The sequence below is a fragment of the Arthrobacter sp. YAF34 genome, from assembly GCF_052113245.1.
Classification (GTDB): Bacteria; Actinomycetota; Actinomycetes; order Actinomycetales; family Micrococcaceae; genus Arthrobacter.
In genome coordinates this window covers 32,610-48,376 of record NZ_JBFRCV010000001.1, presented here as the reverse complement: position 1 = coordinate 48,376, position 15,767 = coordinate 32,610, and the positions used below count along the sequence as shown (strand labels likewise).

15 protein-coding genes are annotated in these 15,767 nt (G+C 66.4%); 7 read left to right on the top strand and 8 right to left on the bottom strand.

Translation table 11 applies throughout. The features are described 5' to 3' along the window. Window positions 1-7: 7 nt before the first annotated feature. Window positions 8-754 carry an SOS response-associated peptidase gene (locus tag AB4Y72_RS00255; RefSeq protein WP_441424175.1) on the bottom strand — a complete coding sequence of 249 codons (747 nt, stop codon included), beginning with the start codon at window positions 752-754 and terminating at the stop codon, window positions 8-10. A 134-nt stretch (window positions 755-888) separates the two neighbouring features. On the opposite strand from AB4Y72_RS00255, the gene AB4Y72_RS00250 reads away from it, so the two are divergent. The 4 genes from AB4Y72_RS00250 (at window position 889) to AB4Y72_RS00235 (ending at window position 3,606) form a co-directional block, all read left to right on the top strand. Next, window positions 889-1,146, top strand: coding sequence for a mycoredoxin (locus AB4Y72_RS00250; RefSeq protein ID WP_223987332.1), 258 nt, complete (start codon window positions 889-891; stop codon window positions 1,144-1,146). A 138-nt stretch (window positions 1,147-1,284) separates the two neighbouring features. Then, window positions 1,285-2,370, top strand: coding sequence for an S-(hydroxymethyl)mycothiol dehydrogenase (locus AB4Y72_RS00245; RefSeq protein ID WP_441424174.1), 1,086 nt, complete (start codon window positions 1,285-1,287; stop codon window positions 2,368-2,370). Beyond that, window positions 2,367-3,026, top strand: coding sequence for an MBL fold metallo-hydrolase (locus tag AB4Y72_RS00240; RefSeq protein ID WP_441424173.1), 660 nt, complete (start codon window positions 2,367-2,369; stop codon window positions 3,024-3,026). Before AB4Y72_RS00245 ends, AB4Y72_RS00240 begins: the two co-directional genes overlap by 4 nt. Before the next feature lie 79 nt (window positions 3,027-3,105). Next, on the top strand, window positions 3,106-3,606 hold the full coding sequence (locus AB4Y72_RS00235; protein ID WP_441424172.1) for a DinB family protein: 501 nt from the start codon (window positions 3,106-3,108) through the stop codon (window positions 3,604-3,606). A gap of 25 nt (window positions 3,607-3,631) precedes the next feature. Here the strand turns inward: AB4Y72_RS00235 and AB4Y72_RS00230 are convergent, their stop codons facing one another. The 3 genes from AB4Y72_RS00230 to AB4Y72_RS00220 all read right to left on the bottom strand — a co-directional run bounded on the left by AB4Y72_RS00230 (window position 3,632) and on the right by AB4Y72_RS00220 (window position 8,858). Further along, window positions 3,632-4,387, bottom strand: coding sequence for a GAF and ANTAR domain-containing protein (locus AB4Y72_RS00230; protein WP_441424171.1), 756 nt, complete (start codon window positions 4,385-4,387; stop codon window positions 3,632-3,634). 102 nt (window positions 4,388-4,489) lie between these two features. Then, the gene (locus tag AB4Y72_RS00225; protein WP_441424170.1) at window positions 4,490-6,037 is read right to left on the bottom strand and encodes an alpha-amylase family glycosyl hydrolase; all 1,548 of its coding nucleotides are present in this window, start codon (window positions 6,035-6,037) and stop codon (window positions 4,490-4,492) included. Between the two features lie 49 nt (window positions 6,038-6,086). Further along, window positions 6,087-8,858, bottom strand: coding sequence for an MGH1-like glycoside hydrolase domain-containing protein (locus tag AB4Y72_RS00220; RefSeq protein ID WP_441424169.1), 2,772 nt, complete (start codon window positions 8,856-8,858; stop codon window positions 6,087-6,089). A gap of 167 nt (window positions 8,859-9,025) precedes the next feature. Here AB4Y72_RS00220 and AB4Y72_RS00215 point away from each other — a divergent pair, with 167 nt between their 5' ends. Together AB4Y72_RS00215 and AB4Y72_RS00210 are read left to right on the top strand one after the other, a co-directional pair. After that, on the top strand, window positions 9,026-10,462 hold the full coding sequence (locus AB4Y72_RS00215) for an AAA family ATPase (protein WP_441424168.1): 1,437 nt from the start codon (window positions 9,026-9,028) through the stop codon (window positions 10,460-10,462). Between the two features lie 73 nt (window positions 10,463-10,535). After that, entirely contained in the window at window positions 10,536-11,309 is a 774-nt protein-coding gene (locus tag AB4Y72_RS00210) for an ion transporter (RefSeq protein ID WP_441424167.1), read from the top strand. A gap of 390 nt (window positions 11,310-11,699) precedes the next feature. Here the strand turns inward: AB4Y72_RS00210 and AB4Y72_RS00205 are convergent, their stop codons facing one another. The 3 genes from AB4Y72_RS00205 to AB4Y72_RS00195 all read right to left on the bottom strand — a co-directional run bounded on the left by AB4Y72_RS00205 (window position 11,700) and on the right by AB4Y72_RS00195 (window position 13,407). Next, window positions 11,700-12,035, bottom strand: coding sequence for a carboxymuconolactone decarboxylase family protein (locus AB4Y72_RS00205; protein WP_441424166.1), 336 nt, complete (start codon window positions 12,033-12,035; stop codon window positions 11,700-11,702). A gap of 205 nt (window positions 12,036-12,240) precedes the next feature. Next, the gene (locus AB4Y72_RS00200) at window positions 12,241-12,894 is read right to left on the bottom strand and encodes a TMEM175 family protein (RefSeq protein ID WP_441424165.1); all 654 of its coding nucleotides are present in this window, start codon (window positions 12,892-12,894) and stop codon (window positions 12,241-12,243) included. Between the two features lie 147 nt (window positions 12,895-13,041). Then, window positions 13,042-13,407: a ClpX C4-type zinc finger protein gene (locus AB4Y72_RS00195; protein WP_441424164.1), complete on the bottom strand. Its 366-nt coding sequence runs from the start codon at window positions 13,405-13,407 to the stop codon at window positions 13,042-13,044. Window positions 13,408-13,485: 78 nt separating this feature from the next. Here AB4Y72_RS00195 and AB4Y72_RS00190 point away from each other — a divergent pair, with 78 nt between their 5' ends. Then, complete coding sequence (locus AB4Y72_RS00190; protein WP_441424163.1) at window positions 13,486-14,829, top strand: MFS transporter; 1,344 nt, start codon at window positions 13,486-13,488, stop codon at window positions 14,827-14,829. Here AB4Y72_RS00190 and AB4Y72_RS00185 read toward each other — a convergent pair. Next, complete coding sequence (locus AB4Y72_RS00185) at window positions 14,797-15,585, bottom strand: GNAT family N-acetyltransferase (RefSeq protein ID WP_441424162.1); 789 nt, start codon at window positions 15,583-15,585, stop codon at window positions 14,797-14,799. The genes AB4Y72_RS00190 and AB4Y72_RS00185 overlap by 33 nt on opposite strands. Window positions 15,586-15,767: the final 182 nt, after the last annotated feature.

Below are 15,767 nucleotides of genomic sequence, written 5' to 3'. Positions count from 1 at the left end.
GGACGTCCTAGAACAGGTTCCCGACCGGCTGGATGAGTTCCGGAGAGTCATTCTTGACGTTGCCGACGGCGGTGCCGACGGCGTCGATCGTCCAGCCCTCCGCGACGTCGTGCGCCCCGGCCCGGACCAGGTCCACCAGCCCGGCCGCGTCCTCGGCCTGCGGGTCCAGCCACGTCTGCATGGTCTCGCGGTTCATGGGCAGCGGAACCCTGTCATGCAGCGCGGTCAGCTCGGACAGCATTCCCCCGGCGTATCCCTCCGGCGGCGAGTCGGTGGTCATGATCGACGTCGACAGCATCCAACGCTCCGGGTCGCCTTCCGCCTTGGACGGGTCCCTCCACCATTCATAGAGTCCCGCGAAGACAATCGGCCGACCGTCCTTGGGATGGACGTAGTAGGGCTGCTTGCCGCGCCCCTCACCCTTCCACTCGTAGTAGCCGTCCGCGGGGACGGCGCAGCGGCGGGAGCGGGTGGCTTTCCGGAAGGCGGGCTTCTCCAGCACGGTCTCGCTGCGGGCGTTGATCATTTTGGACCCGATGCCGGGATCCTTGGCCCAGGACGGCACGAGGCCCCAGCGCGCAATGTGCAGTTGGCGGACCGGCTCCCCCTCCACCAGCCGTTCGAGCAGGATGGGCACGTCCGCGGTGGGCGCGACGTTCCACGACGGCGGGATAACCACCTCGTCTTCGAGCTCGGCGTCGAAATCGGCCAGCAGGTCTCCGACGGCCCGGGCCATCACGTAGCGTCCACACATGCCCTCAGCATGCCATCACGGACCGCCGTGCGGGAATAGCGGGCGGCGCGGTACGGTTATTGACAGTGACGTACGACTTCAGTGGGGACCCGGCGCTCCGTGCCAGCCCCGACCACCAGCTTGAGGAGAACTTCGTGGACTTTACCCCCGAAATCGGCACCATCACCATGTTTTCGACCACGTGGTGCGGCTACTGCACCCGGCTCAAGAAACAGCTGGACGCGCAGGGCATCGGCTACACCGAGATCAACATCGAGGAAGTCGAAGGCACCGCCGATCTCGTCGAGCAGCTCAACGGAGGCAACCGCACCGTGCCCACCGTGCTGTTCCCGGACGGAACGGCCGCCACGAACCCCTCCGCAGCCGAGGTCAAGAGCCGGCTCGCCGCCTAGCCCTTCCTCCATCCCAAAACGACATCACACGACGACGGCGCGGCCTCCCAGGGGCCGCGCCGCCGCCCGTTGTCCAGAAAACCCGTTGTCAGGCAAGATGTGCGGCTAACCCGCGATCAGAGAAGAGGAGCTTTATCCATGGTCCATAAAGTCAAAGGCGCAGTAGTCCGCTCCAAGAATGCCGACGTCACCCTGGAGACAATCCTGGTGCCGGATCCCGGCCCGGGCGAGGCCCTCGTGGACATCCTCACCTGCGGCGTCTGCCACACCGATCTGCACTACAAGCAGGGCGCCATTAACGATGAATTCCCGTTCCTTCTCGGCCATGAGGCCACCGGCGTGGTCAGTGCCGTGGGACCGGACGTCACCGAGGTAGCACCCGGCGACCGCGTGGTGCTGAACTGGCGCGCCGTCTGCGGCGAGTGCCGGGCCTGCCGCCGCGGCGAACCGCAGTACTGCTTCAACACCCACAACGCCACCCAGAAGATGACGCTGGAGGACGGCACGGAGCTGACCGCCGCGCTGGGGATCGGCGCCTTCGCCGAAAAAACCCTCGTCGCTGCCGGCCAGTGCACCAAGGTGGACCCCGAGGCCGACCCCGCCGCGATCGGCCTACTCGGCTGCGGTGTCATGGCCGGCATCGGCGCCGCGATCAACACCGGGAACGTCCAGCGCGGCGATTCGGTCGCCGTGATCGGCTGCGGCGGGGTGGGCGTGGCGGCCGTCGCCGGCGCGGCGCTCGCTGGCGCCACCACGGTGATTGCCGTCGACATCGACGCCAAGAAGCTCCAGCGCGCCAAGGACCTCGGCGCCACCCACACGGTGGACTCCTCCGCCGGCGACCCTGTCGAGGCGATCCGGGAACTGACCGGCGGCTTCGGCGCCGACGTGGTGATCGACGCCGTCGGCCGGCCTGAAACGTACAAGCAGGCGTTCTACGCCCGTGACCTCGCCGGCACCGTGGTCCTGGTGGGGGTGCCCAGCCCCGACATGACCCTGGAACTGCCGCTGCTGGATGTGTTCGGCCGCGGCGGCGCGCTGAAGTCATCCTGGTACGGCGACTGCCTGCCCTCGCGCGACTTCCCCATGCTCATCAACCTCTACCGGCAGGGCAAGCTGGACCTGGACGCCTTCGTGACGGAGCGGATCACCATCGACCAGATCGAAGAGGCCTTCGGTAAGATGCATGCCGGAGCGGTGCTGCGCTCGGTGGTCGAACTGTGAACGCCGGCTCTGTAGGCATCCGGATCGACCGGCTGGTCACCGCCGGGACGTTTTCGCTCGACGGCGGCACCTGGGACGTAGAGAACAACGTGTGGATCGTCGGGGATGACGCCGAATGTGTCATCATCGACCCCGCCCACGATCCCGCCGCCGTGGTCGCCGCCGTCGCGGGCCGGAAGGTCACGGCCATCCTGCTCACGCACGGCCACGATGACCATATTCGCGCCGTCCGCGAGGTCGGGACGCTCGTGAACGCGCCGGTGTACCTGAACCGGGACGACTGGATGCTCTGGGAGCGGGTCTTCCCCGGGACCGAACCGGACGGCGACATCGCCGACGGCGCCACGTTCGAGGTCGCGGGGGCCACGCTCGTGGCACTCCACACCCCCGGCCATTCGCCCGGGTCCGTGTGCTTCCTCCTGGCCGGCGCAGGCCCTGAATCTGAAGCCACAGTGTTCAGCGGCGACACGCTGTTCCAGGGCGGCCCGGGGGCCACAGGGCGTTCCTTCAGCGACTTCCCCACCATCATCGAATCCATCCGGAGCCGGCTCCTGCCGCTCCCCGCGGACACGGTGGTGCGCACCGGCCACGGTGATCCGACGTCGATCGGGGCGGAAGCTCCGCACCTTGAAGAATGGATCGCGCGGGGGCACTGACCTCGGCCAGGCACAGGACCTTCCGGAGGTCCGGTCCGGGCTTCCGGATCGGGCCTCCCCACCAATAGGATGTTGGGCCATGAGCCCATTTCCCAGCAAGGACGCTGACATCTTCGCCGCGGACCTGCGGACCCAGTTCGATGCCTTCCTCGATGAACACCGGGCGGCCCTGCACGACTGCCTGGACGGACTGTCAGAGGAGGAAGCCCGGGCATCGCTGGTACCCTCCCGGACCACCCTCCTGGGACTGCTCAAGCACGCCACCTTTGTTGAGAGGGTCTGGTTCGATGAGGCCATCACGTGCCGGACCCGGCAGGAGATCGGCATCCCGGCCACCCCGGACGAATCGTTCATCCTCGTAGAGGACGACACCATCGCGGGCCTGCAGGCCGCCCACGGCCGGGCCTGCGAGGAATCACGACGGCGGGCCGCTTCCCTCGATCTTGACGACCTCGTCAGGGGAAACCGGCGCGGACCGCTGCCGCTGCGGTGGGTCTACCTGCACATGCTCAGGGAGCTCGCCCAACATTGCGGCCACGCGGACATCCTGCGCGAACAGATCCTCGCGGCGCGCCCCTGACGGCGCCGGCCAACCGGGGCAACGCCTACGATTCGAAGCGGGTACCAATATCCGTTGTGCCGGCGATTGAGGCAACAATGGACGTCGCAACATCGCGGACCTTGGTGTTCCGCGCGTTGGAGGCCTTGCGGAGGACGCTGAGTGCCTCATCCGGGCGACACCTGTTCTGCGCCATGATGACACCGATTGCCATGTCAATCACTGACCGTGATTGCATGGCGTTCGCGAGGTCGTCGCAGGCCCCCTGCAGCTGGTCAATGCGCAGGGACAGGCGCAGGGGCCCCGAGACTTTCCGGGCAATGTTTTCCGCGGAGACGATGTCGCTGGCCGTAAATCCGGAGCGGCGTCCGGCGTAGAAGCTGAAGGCGGCGCGGCTGTCGCTCTCGCTTTCACCGTCCAGAGCAACCGGGATGCAGAGGACGGCGAGGTATCCCCCGGCGGCGGCCGTTTTGCCGAATTCGGGCCACTGGTTCCCCTGCGTCAGGTCCCTGATGTAAACCGTGCGCGCCTCGCCCATGGCCGTGATGGCGGGCCCGTCGCCGTCCCGGCTCTGCATCTGCGCCAGCGCCAGGACATGCGGGCTGCCGGCGCCGGTCCGCGTGGGCTTCCTGGGCCTCGCTACCCTGACGGAGCAGACCACGGGCCGGTCGGCCCGGGAAAGCCCTCCGGCTGCCAGCCGGGTCAGCTCGTCAAGAAATTCACCCAAGTCCGCGCTGGCCACCACGAGATCCTGGAGTGCCTCCGCGGTTGCGCAGCCTGATCGCTGTTCCTCGGGTTTCACCCCAAACCTCTTCCCCCAATTGGCAATAAGTCATATTACATCGCACACAACGCGTCACGTTGCCCGCACGCAACGCGTCAATGGCGTGCATACGTGCGCTCCCTATGGCCTCGTTGCAGCACTCGGGCTGATCGCACGTTCTGGCGATGGGTCGAGGCGGAGCAAATGCCACTGCCATGCGTCGAGTCCGACGAACAGCCCGTCGAAGAGATCGTCACCGGCGCGGTCGAAACTCGTGTCCCGGGTAGGGTCGGTCAGCTGCCACCTGTGTCCACGCACGTCCGGCCACGGTGCCTTCACGTGACCTGCTGCGGGCGCATCGCTCAGGTTCACGACGATCAGCCAGCGGGTGGCGCCGTCCCAGCTCCAGGCGACGAGGTTTTCGAAGCTGCTATTGCCCGGCCACCCCGCCCGTTCACACAATTGCCAGTGGCCGTCCCGAAACGTCGGGTCGGCGACAGCCGCCAAGAGCCGGTGGTAGAACGCCGCGAGCTGGTCATCGGGCGGCTCGGCGGGGAAGCGACCGAGGAACACCGGAAGGTGTACCCGCCATCCCAACAGCTGGCCGTGGTGAACAAGCCGTGCCCCGGTCTGGGTCAGTGCCGTTACGGCCGCGACCTGTGAACGGCCGGCTCCGAACACCGCCGGGGCCCTTGGTTCGTCGTGATTCTCCACGAACCGGACCAGGGCGTCCTGATACGCGGGCTCCGCCAGCAGGTGGAGCCGCACCTCGTCGGCACTCCCGCGAACAAGGCGGTCATACAGTCGCTTGTCGTAGCAGTAGTCAAAGCCCTGCTGCATCAGGGACCACTCAAGATCCCAATAGGCTTCGGCGAGGAACACGAAACCGGGGTGGGTTTCACGGACGGCGGCGATCACAGTTGGCCAGTACTCTGTGCCTGGTGCAGGACCGACCCGGGCGCCCCAGGTGCGGGCGAAAACGTCGTTCATCACCAGCATCGCCATGTCGCAACGCACGCCGTCGCACTGATCGGCAATCGATCGCACCGTCTCCACCGCCGCCGATCGCAGTGTGGGGTCGAAGGCGTTGAGCTGCACGACATCCGGCCACGCCGGGAAGTAGGGGTCCCGCCCGTTGGCGAGCACCCGGCCGCCCACCTCGACGAAGGACGACGGATCCCGGTCCCGATCCGCGGCGGTTCCCGACACGAAGAGCTCGGGTGCCTCCGTGGTCCACGGATGATCAGGGGCCACATGGTTGGGTACGAAGTCCAGGATCAGCCGGAGACCCCGCGCGGCCAGGGTCCCCCGGGCGGCGGCAAGACCGGCAGGGCCACCCAGGTGGTCATCGACCACGTAGTCCCTGACGCAGTACGGCGACCCGACGACGTCCTCGGCACGCCAATCGGGAAGAGCGGCCTGGAAATCGGACCGCAGGGCTGGATTTGCCAGTGCGATCGCGATTCCGGCGGGGCTGCGCCGCCACACCCCCATCAACCAGACCGTATCGACGCCCAGGCCGGCAATCTCATCCCAGTACCGTTGCGGAACCGAGCCCAGGTCGATCGGTTTTCCTTCTTTGGCGCTGATTGATTCGAGCCATGGCCATGTGTTGATCTCGTAGATAAAAGGGTGGACCGCCCGGGGCGGCAGGCCAGGTGGCCGGTCCGCCGCTGCCATCTCATCCATCACAGCTCCTCCTTCGTCGGTCAGGCCTCTCCGGCCAAGGGCTGGAACCTTAGTCTTGCTGGACAGGAGTTCCCGGTTCGGCTTCCGGCGGTCCTGTCGCGGCAGTTGGGTTCGGGTTGCCCGGGAATACCATCCGGTCGCTGTTGCGGGGCGGGTCGAGGAGGAGGTCCGCGACCAAAGCGGTCCACCCTGTCTGGTGCATGGCGCCCAGGCCAGCCCCGTTGTCGCCATGGAAATACTCGTAGAACAACAGGTTGGCCTTCCACGCGGGATCGTTCTGCAACAGCTCCACGCCACCATAGACCGGTCTGCGTCCGTCCGGCCCGGGGAGCCAGATACTCACCAGGCGATCGGTGAGGTCACTCGCTATCTCGCGCAGGGTCAGGTAGTGACCGGAGCGGGTGGGGTATTCGACGGTGAACTCGGGACCGAAGAACTGGTCGTACTGCAGCAGTGCGCGGATGATGAGGTAGTTGACCGGCAGCCACACCGGCCCCCGCCAGTTGGAATTGCCGCCGTACATGGCGGTCCGCGATTCGGCTGGTTCGTACTGGATTGCCGCGGCGGGCAGCCCCGGAACCGTGTAGGGCGTGTTGTGGCGTTTGGACAGCGATCGCAGCCCGCGCGGAGAAAGGAATGCGTCCTCGTCGAACAGGGTGCCGAGCAACCGGGCAAGCTTGTCCATGGGGAGCACCGACAGCAACGTCCGCCGGGACTCCCCGTCGCCCCGGACCTGCCAATCGAGGATCTCGTGCCGCTCGGTCTGTTCCAGCCGGCTGGCGAACCGCTTCCGCAGCCGGCGGTTCCGGTCTGTGTCCTGGGTAGGGAGCGCGACCGCGGGCAGTGCCGGGATCAACCCGACGAGGGTCTGCACCTTGATCGAGACGCTGATCCCGGAGGGGTCGGTGAGCCGGTCGTAGAAGAAGCCGTCCTCGGTGTCGTAGCAGCCTGAATCCTCCAGCGCGTCCATGATCAGCACGGTCTGTTCCAGGAATTTCACCACCATGTCCTCATAGACGTCGTCATGTTCGGCGAGCTTGGTGGCCAGGGTGAGCATAGCCACGGAATAGTACGCCATCCACGCGGTGCCGTCGGCCTGGTCCAGCCTGAAGCCGGGGGGCAGGTGCGAGCGGTCGATGGGGCTGATGTTGTCCAAACCCAAAAAGCCGCCGCCGAACAGGTTGTTTCCGTCGGGGTCCTGCCGGTTGAGCCACCAGGTGAAATTCAGCAGCAGCTTGTTGAACACCCGTTTCAGGAAGTGCAGGTCGGTGCCGCCGTCGATGACGAACACCCGGATGGCGGCCAGCGCATGGACGGGCGGATTGACATCGTCGAAGCTCCACTCATAAGACGGGAGCGCACCGTTCGGATGCTGGAACCACTCGCGAAGGAGGACCAACAGCTGGTATTTGGCGAACGCGGGATCCAAGTGCGCCCAGGTGACCGCGTGAAACGCCAGATCCCACGCCGCGAACCACGGGTATTCCCACGGGTCGGGCATGGCGAGCACATCGAAGGAGTCCAGGTGCCGCCAGCCCGTGTTCCTGCCGTTGCGATGCCCGGCCGGTGGTGTCGGTTGGTTGGGGTCGCCATCCAACCACACGTTGACCCGGTACGGGTACATCTGCTTGCTCCAGATCAGCCCCGCGCAGGACTGGCGCATCACCTGCATCGGCTCGGCACCGATCTCGGCGGGGGCGATCGCCGCGTAGAACTCGTCCGCTTCCCGCTCCCGGTCAGTCATGACGCCATCGAAATAGGAGTCGAACCATCGGGCGGGGGGTGCGGTTTGCTCGGGGGCCGGCCGGTGCAGCCGCAGGCGCAGCTCGACCCGCCCTCCGCCGGGGACGGTCACCTGATACCACCAGGCTGCCTTGGTGCCCTGATGTTGCGGATTCACGGTGCCCGCGCCGGAGACCACGTGATCGTTGATGCCGTCCTTGGGGTAGGCGGTGACCGGAGCGGCACCGAACAGTCGGGCCGTGTTCGTTTCGTTGTCGCAGAACAACGGCTGCGGCCGCACTCCCTCCTTGGTGGGAGCGGCTTCGAGCCGGTAGCCGGAAAGCCGCGGGTGCTCGACGGCGACCCCGTCCCCGTCGAGGAACAATGACGGCGCCTCGCCGCCCGAGACCCGCCACGTGTTGCGGAACCACAAGGTGGGCAGCACCGAAAGCGCCGCTTCCTCGGACGAATGGTTCTCCATGGTGATCCGGGCAAGGACCTCGGTGGGCGAGGCCTTCGCGTACGCGACATCCACGGACCAGTACCGGCCCCCGTCAAAGACACCGGTATCCAGCAACTCGAACTCGGGTTCGTCCCGGGAACGACGGGCGTTCTCCTCAACCAGCTGCTGATACGGAAACGCTGCCTGCGGGTAGTGATACCGCCACCGCAGCCAGGCATGGCTGGGCAGCGCATCCGGGTACCACCAATACTCCTTGACGTCCTCCCCGTGATTGCCCTGGGGACCAGTCAGCCCGAACATCCGCTCCTTCAGGATCGGGTCGGCCCCGTTCCACAGCGCCAACCCCAGGCACAGGTCATGGTGAACGTCGGACAGCCCCGCCATGCCGTCCTCGTTCCACCGGAACGCACGGGACCGGGCATGATCATGGGGAAAATACTCCCACGCGTCGCCGTTGTCGCTGTAGTCCTCCCGAACCGTGCCCCAGGCCCGTTCCGACAGGTATGGCCCCCACTCGTACCAGGGGTTCGCCTCGAACAGGACATCTTCTGCCGCACCCGTGGCCTCGGCCAGCCGGGCGTGCTCAGCCGTCGCACCCCGAGGTGGCGCGGGCGGCGTCGTCGAGTCTTCGGTCATGGGGTCCTCCCAAGGAAGCGGTGCCTGCCGAACCTCTCAAGACATGCCCGGATGGTGGCCCACGACCTGGTCCACCGACCCTCTACGACGTCATGCGCCGCGCCGGGTGTGCCCTCTGGCATGACGATAGCAGGCGGCGCACAGCCACGCACTGGTAGGGTCTGCGCATGGATGAGAATTTGGGGAAGTTCATCGACAATTTCGCGCGGTTGGTGGAGCTTGCACAGTCCGGGCAGCACCGGGTGCAAGCGGGAACGCAACTACTGACCACGCTCACCGACCATTTGGCGGTCCCGGCGGAATCAGTGTCCGTGGTGGTGGAGCAGATTCCGCCGCACCGGTTCGTGGACGCAGACATCCTTATGGCCGAGCTCGCGGCAGAAGATCCGGAGTTCCGACTCGTGGGCATCGGCGGCGGAGACCAACGCCACCATCATTCGCTGAGCGACATGTTGCAGCAGTCCCAGATATATCCGCAATTCCCCCTGTCCCAGCCGGACTACGCCAACCTCGCTGTCGGCCCGGACGAACAAAGGCAGGCCGTGGCACTGGGACTGTGGCTGTTCAGCCATGGAAGCAGCCCAGTCGCGGTGCTGCAGCGGGACGCCAATCCCCGGTATGGCCGCCAGAGCGCATCCCTTGAAGTCCTGGCCGGCGCCACAGACAAGGCCGCACGCTTCCTCGCGGAGTTCCGCCGCCGAATGCAACACCGCAGTGTGCTCAAGGGACAGGTTATTTCGCTCGTGATGGGCGAGTACGGTCCCAGCGCGGCCGGGGTGACGTTTCATACCCGGCCGGCACTTGCGGCGTCCGATGTCATCTTGCCCGCGGGTCTCTTGGAGAAAGTATCGGACCACGTCTTAGGAATCGCCGAGCACCGGGAGTCTCTCACCAAGTACGGCCAGCACCTCAAACGCGGCGTCCTGCTCTATGGCAGGCCGGGGACCGGCAAGACCCACACGGTGCGGTACTTGTTAAGCCGGAGCGAAGGAGTCACAGCGATCCTTCTTTCGGGGGGATCGCTCGCCAGGGTCTCGGAAGCGGCCGCGATGGCCCGGGCCCTGCAGCCGTCGATCGTCGTTCTTGAGGACTGCGATCTCATCGCCGAAGACCGGAGCTTCGGTCACGGACCTCAGCCGTTGCTCTTCGAAGTGCTCGATGCCATGGACGGCTTGGCCAACGACGCCGACGTGGCCTTCGTCCTCACCACCAACCGGGTAGACATGCTCGAACGCGCCCTCGCACAGCGGCCTGGACGGGTGGACCTGGCCGTCGATATTCCTCTGCCTGCCCAGGCGGAGCGCGTCTCGCTGATCAGACTGTATGCTCGCGGCATCCCTTTCGGGCCCGCTTCGGTTGAGGACGCCGCAGCCCGCACCGCAGGCACTACCGCCTCGTTCGCGCGCGAACTCGTCCGCCGGGCAGTCGTGGCCGCCGCATTGGACGGCGTCCCGGTCGCGGACAACCATCTGGGGAGGGCAGTGGATGACCTCATGGCCGACGGGGCCGCCCTCACCCGAAGCCTTCTAGGCAGCGGGGGCGGCCCTGCCAGCAGCGGAGGGCCAGCAGACGCTGCGGGTCCGTTTATTCACCTCGGGGGCTGAAAGCGTTCCCCGGAGGCGGGAGACCGGGCGAAAAGTGTCGGCTGGGCAGCTGCTGACGTGCCAGAATCCACACATGACCAAGGAACGCAGTGAACTGAAGAGCATCGGATACGAGATCTTCATCGGTATCCTTTCGATCTTGTCGATCGTCAATCTCGTGCTCGCGTATGCCGCGCAGGAGCAGTCGCTCGCCACCGTGCTCGAGGTGATGAACGCCCTTTTCAGCGTGGTCTTCCTCGCAGACTTCCTCTACCGGATCGCCACCGTGCCATCGGCGGGCACCTATTTCTTCAAGCACTTCGGCTGGGCCGACCTGTTGGCCAGCCTGCCCCTCGCGCAACTGAAGTTCCTGCGCGTCTTCCGGCTGATCCGGGTGTACCGGCTGCTCCGCGACGTCGGCATCCGCACGGTCGGCCGCACGCTGAGCAAAGACCGGGCCGGCAGCTCCCTGTACGTCCTGCTGCTCATGGGCATTTTCGTGCTGGAATTCGGGAGCCTCATGATGCTCCGCATCGAGCAGTACGCCCCGGGGGCCAACATCAGAACCGCTTCGGACGCCATCTGGTACACGATCGTCACAATCTCGACCGTTGGCTACGGTGACCAATATCCGGTCACCGGCGCCGGCCGAATGCTCGGGTCAGGCATCATCGTCATCGGCGTCGGCATCTTCGGCACCTTCACCGGCTACCTGGCCAACTTCTTCCTGGCTCCCCGGAAGAAGGAACCCGCACCGTCCGTCGACGCGGCCGCCACCAGCGCGACGGTCGAAGGACTCCGGCTGCGCCTCGACGAGTCCGAAGCCAAGCTCGCCGAGATCAGAAAGCTCCTCACCGAGCCAACCTAGCCAGGGCATCCCCGGCGCGGCTGCCTGCCAGGGTTCTTCGCCGAACCAATGACTTTTTGGCACTCCCGGTGCGTGCCTGTCGGGGCAAGAGTTGGACCTACCGACGACCGGTGTGCGTACCGCCCGGTCCGGGTGCGACAGCCCGCTTGCAGTCGGCCGAGGCACCAGCCCGGAGCGGACCGTTGAGTTCTGGGGGTTGCCAGGGTGCCCGGTGAATCACGAGGTGGGCCAGAAATATCTACCTACCGGGGCCGTCCGAACCTGTCCTAGTCACCTGGCTTCAAACCACGCGTACCCCGTCATATCGAGCCGGGGTACGCGTGGACAGGAGACGCCTGTGCAGGTCGGTCCCAACGAGCGCGCGCGGCACTGCGCCGTGGACCGGACGGGTTAGCCCTCCGACTCCGACTCCGCCTCGGCCATAGCCTCGGTCAATTCGAGGGCGAAGCCCAGCGCGCTGGCGAGGTTGCCGGTTGCCGCGACGATTCGGGGGGTGCCGACAATGGGGGCAACAGCGATCAGGATGCCTTGGATGTCCTCACTGGTGATGCCGACATCCATCGCGGTACTGGCATTGAAAAAGTAGGACGCGGCCGGGGCGTCGACGGCGGCGAGGGCAGCGATCCGGGCCAGCATCAACTCGCGAGGCTCAAGGGCCGAGCGTTCAACCGATACCGCGGTGAGGTCGGCGAGGGCGTCCAGGATCGGGGTTTCTTCTTCGGCCATGGCCATGTCTCCATCTGGTTGCGGTGATTGTGTGGCGAGTGGCGCGACCACGGCCGGTCGCTGCGGCTCGACATCAACGTAACCCTCGAAAGCGGAGGACGACATCACCCCCATGGGATGAACCGACGCTCAGCCTGCCGTGGCGGCCGCAGGACATCTGCAGGAAACTTGAATGCGAAGCCCGCGATTCTGCCTACCCCGCCGGTCAAGTTGAACGGGGCCGGCGCCGGATGGCGCTGAACGGCAGGAGGATGAACAGGGCGAGTGCCAGGTAGCCGAACACGGCGACGACCGGTTGGACCAGCCCCATCAGGATCATTGCGACATACACGCCGAGCGTGGGTGTGAGCCGTTTGGTGAGGGTCTTCACGTCCTCATCAGCCAGATCCGGGCGCACGAGATGCGCGCGGACCGCGTATCGCCAGGTGACCGAGATCATGATCATCGACAGGAGCAGGTTGATGCCGTAGACGGTCGCCGCGATCCGCTCAGGGCCGGGCTCGTGGATGAATTCGGCCAGCAACTTCGTCGGGAACGGCAGGAACGACACCACCAGGAGCAGTAAGAGGTTCAGCCGCACGAACACCGAGTCGGCATGGTCGAGGTATTCGGTGATGACCGTGTGGGCAAACCAGACCGCCCCAATCGTCGAGAAGCTGACCAAATAGGCCAAGTACGACGGCCACAGGTCAACCAGCGCGCCGACGAGGTTCTCGTTCGAGCCGGCCGGGACCGAGATCTCCAAAATGAGGAGCGTTATCGCGATGGCGAACACGCCGTCGCTGAAGGCCTCCATCCGCCCGGTCCGATAGGCAGACGGGCGAGGTTGCGACTGCCCGGCACCAACCTCGTCCTCCATGGGACAAGCATGCCAGCCACCTCTGGACGTCCGGCTCATGCGCAGCGAACGATCTACTTGAGGAAGACGTGTCAGCGACGGGAGGTCGAGTATCTTTCACCGGTGGCGACGCCGACGGCAATGCGCCAACTGACCCGCCGGGTCCGGTTATTCAGTGCGGGGCTGAAAGCGCTCCCACGCCGACTGCCGGGTCATGCCCAGCGACGCGCCGATGCGCGCCCAACTGAGGCGTCGTTGCCGCGCGGTCTCGACCCAGGCGCTCAACCGCTCTTCAACCTGGGCTGCGACGGCGGCGATCTCCGGCAGGTGGGCCAGCAGTTCTTCATCCGTCATCCGCGCCCAGGGGGCCTCCGCCGGTGAGGCATCCGTTCCGCCGAACAGCTTCATGGATGCCTCGGCACAGTCCCGGCAAATGGCAACGCCCGGCCCAGCCACGAGACGTCCCGAGGCGCCGGCCGATCTCGCGCAGAAGCTGCACAGCAGCGGCCCGGCCAGCGGCGGTTCGTGGTCCACTCATTCTCCCTGCAAGTGATCGGCTCGATCTATCCAGCATAGTTGACTTGTCAGGCAAATCCTGACATTTTGTCAGGCGTGACCTTACAACCGCTCGTATCAGTCGGAACCCGGCCGCCCGCCACACCGCTCCTGCGGCTCATCGCCTTCCGGAAGCTGTGGATTGCCAGTGCGTTCGAGGGCATCGGAGACGAAGCCAGCCGCGTCCTGATCCCGATCGTTGCCGTCTCGATGCTTGGGGCCGGCTCCTTGGAGGTGGGGATCCTCAATGCGCTGGGCATGAGCGCGTTCCTCGTCCTGGGCCTGCCGGTCGGGGTCTGGGTGGACCGGCTCCCCCGGCGGCGGCTGCTGGTCGGCGCGGACGTGTTCCGGGCCCTGGTGGTCCTCAGCGTTCCTGCCGCCTTCATGGCCGGCGCGATGACAATCGGGCATCTGCTGGTCTGCGCGGCACTGATCAGCATCGCCGACGTCGTCTTCACCACCGCCCAGGGCGCCTTCGTCCCCTCCGTGGTGGGCCGGGAACGGCTCAGTGACGCCCATGCCCGGCTGCAATCGGCCGCCAGTGCCGTCGCCGTCGGCTCCCCGTCCCTGACGGGGGCGCTGCTCAGCGCCGCCGCCGCACCGTTTGCACTGGTGACGGCAGGGCTTTCCTACGTCATGTCCGCCCTGTCACTCGCGAACATCCAGGTCAGTGAGGACGTCAAGCCCCTCCGGGAGCACGAGCGCTTCTGGCCCGCGGCACGGGCGGGTTTGTCCCTCACCGTTCACCACCCGGTACTCCGCGGTCTCTTCCTGTCCGGGATGATCCTCAACGCGGCAACCATGTTTGGCGGCGCCGCCACAGCCGTCTACGCGCTCACGGTCCTGGGACTCAGCCCCGCGGTCTTCGCGCTGCTCGGCAGCTTCGCAGCCCTGGGCGGCCTTGTGGCCTCCTTCGCCGCCCCGGCCATCCTCCGCCAGCTCGGCATCGGAAAGACCCGGATCCTCGCCGGCGTCGCCTGTGTTCCGGTAGTCGCGCTAACCCCGCTCGCAGCGGTCCTGCCGGGCTTCCCTGCCTTCTGGCTCGGCACGTCCGCGTTGGGGTGGGCTTTCCTGGTTGTGGCCATCTCCGTAGCGGGCGCCGGCATCATCCCGCGCATCGCTCCGCCCCACAAGCTCGGAACCGTCATGGCCAGCAACAGGCTGTTTATCCTCGGTGTCATGCCGCTGGCCAGCCTCGCCGGCGGCGCCATGGCCGCCTGGATCGGCGTCCAGCCCGTGCTCTGGATCTGGGCCCTGCTCGCCGGGGGCTCCGCGGTCCCCATCGCGTTCTCGCCTATGCGGACCTGGAAAGACTTCCCGGCAGGCCTCGACAGCACCGCCCTACGGCCGGGCGCCATGTCTGGTGCCTCAGCGACCCCAGTAGTACGGGGTAGTTGTTGACACGCGCAGCAATCCATAGCGTTCCAGGATGGGCCGCGAGTACTCAGTTGAGTCGCTGTGGATGAGGGTCTTGCCCAGCATCAGCGCGGCTCGGGCCCGGGCCGCGGTGAGAGCCCGGTAAATACCCTGGCCGCGCCACTCCGCGCGCGTGGCTCCGCCCCAGATACCCGCGAATTCCGTGTCCGGCACGGGCTCCAGGCGGCCCGCGCTCACCATCGTCCCCTGGTGTTCAGCGACCCACAGTTCCATCCCGTCGTCGCGGGCCGCCCTGCGCAGGATAGCGTCGGCGCTGCCGCCGGAACCCGAATTGCCGAAAACCTCGTCCTGCATTGCGCTCATGGCGCGAATGTCTTGTTCTGCGGTGACCCTCCGCAAGCTGATGCCGGACGGGAGCTGCACATCGGCGTTCAACGCGGTCGCTGGACCGATCATGATCGATTCCGGGTCGTCGGGCGTAAAACCGTTCCGGAGCAGCGCCTCATGCAGTCCCGGCGCATGATCGTGACCGCGGGCCTTCCACTCGACCCGCACAATGGCGGGATCGTTGCGGTAGTACGCGAGCGCATCAACCACCCATTGCGCGATCGTCTGCGCCTCGGCCCCGCCGAGGTCCTGATAAGTCACGAAGCCCCTGCCGCCCGCGAAGGTGACCAGACGTAGCGGCCCCAGCCGTTCAACGGCAATCGCACTTGGGGTCTCCGCATCTGTCCGGAGTTGCTGGTCGTATGCCGTAAGAAATTCTTCCGAAAGAGTCATCGAGGTCCACGGTACAACGCCGGGCGGTGGGCAGCAGGCGGCCACTCACCGTCCCGAAAGAATGTTCCGCCGGATGCTTCGCTGCGCAGAACGCGAACGCTTGTGTTTTGTCGGGGCCGGTCCCATCATGGAGCCGTGGTGCCGCCGATGAATCTGCCGGCGGGACCCGACGCCTGTGGCCC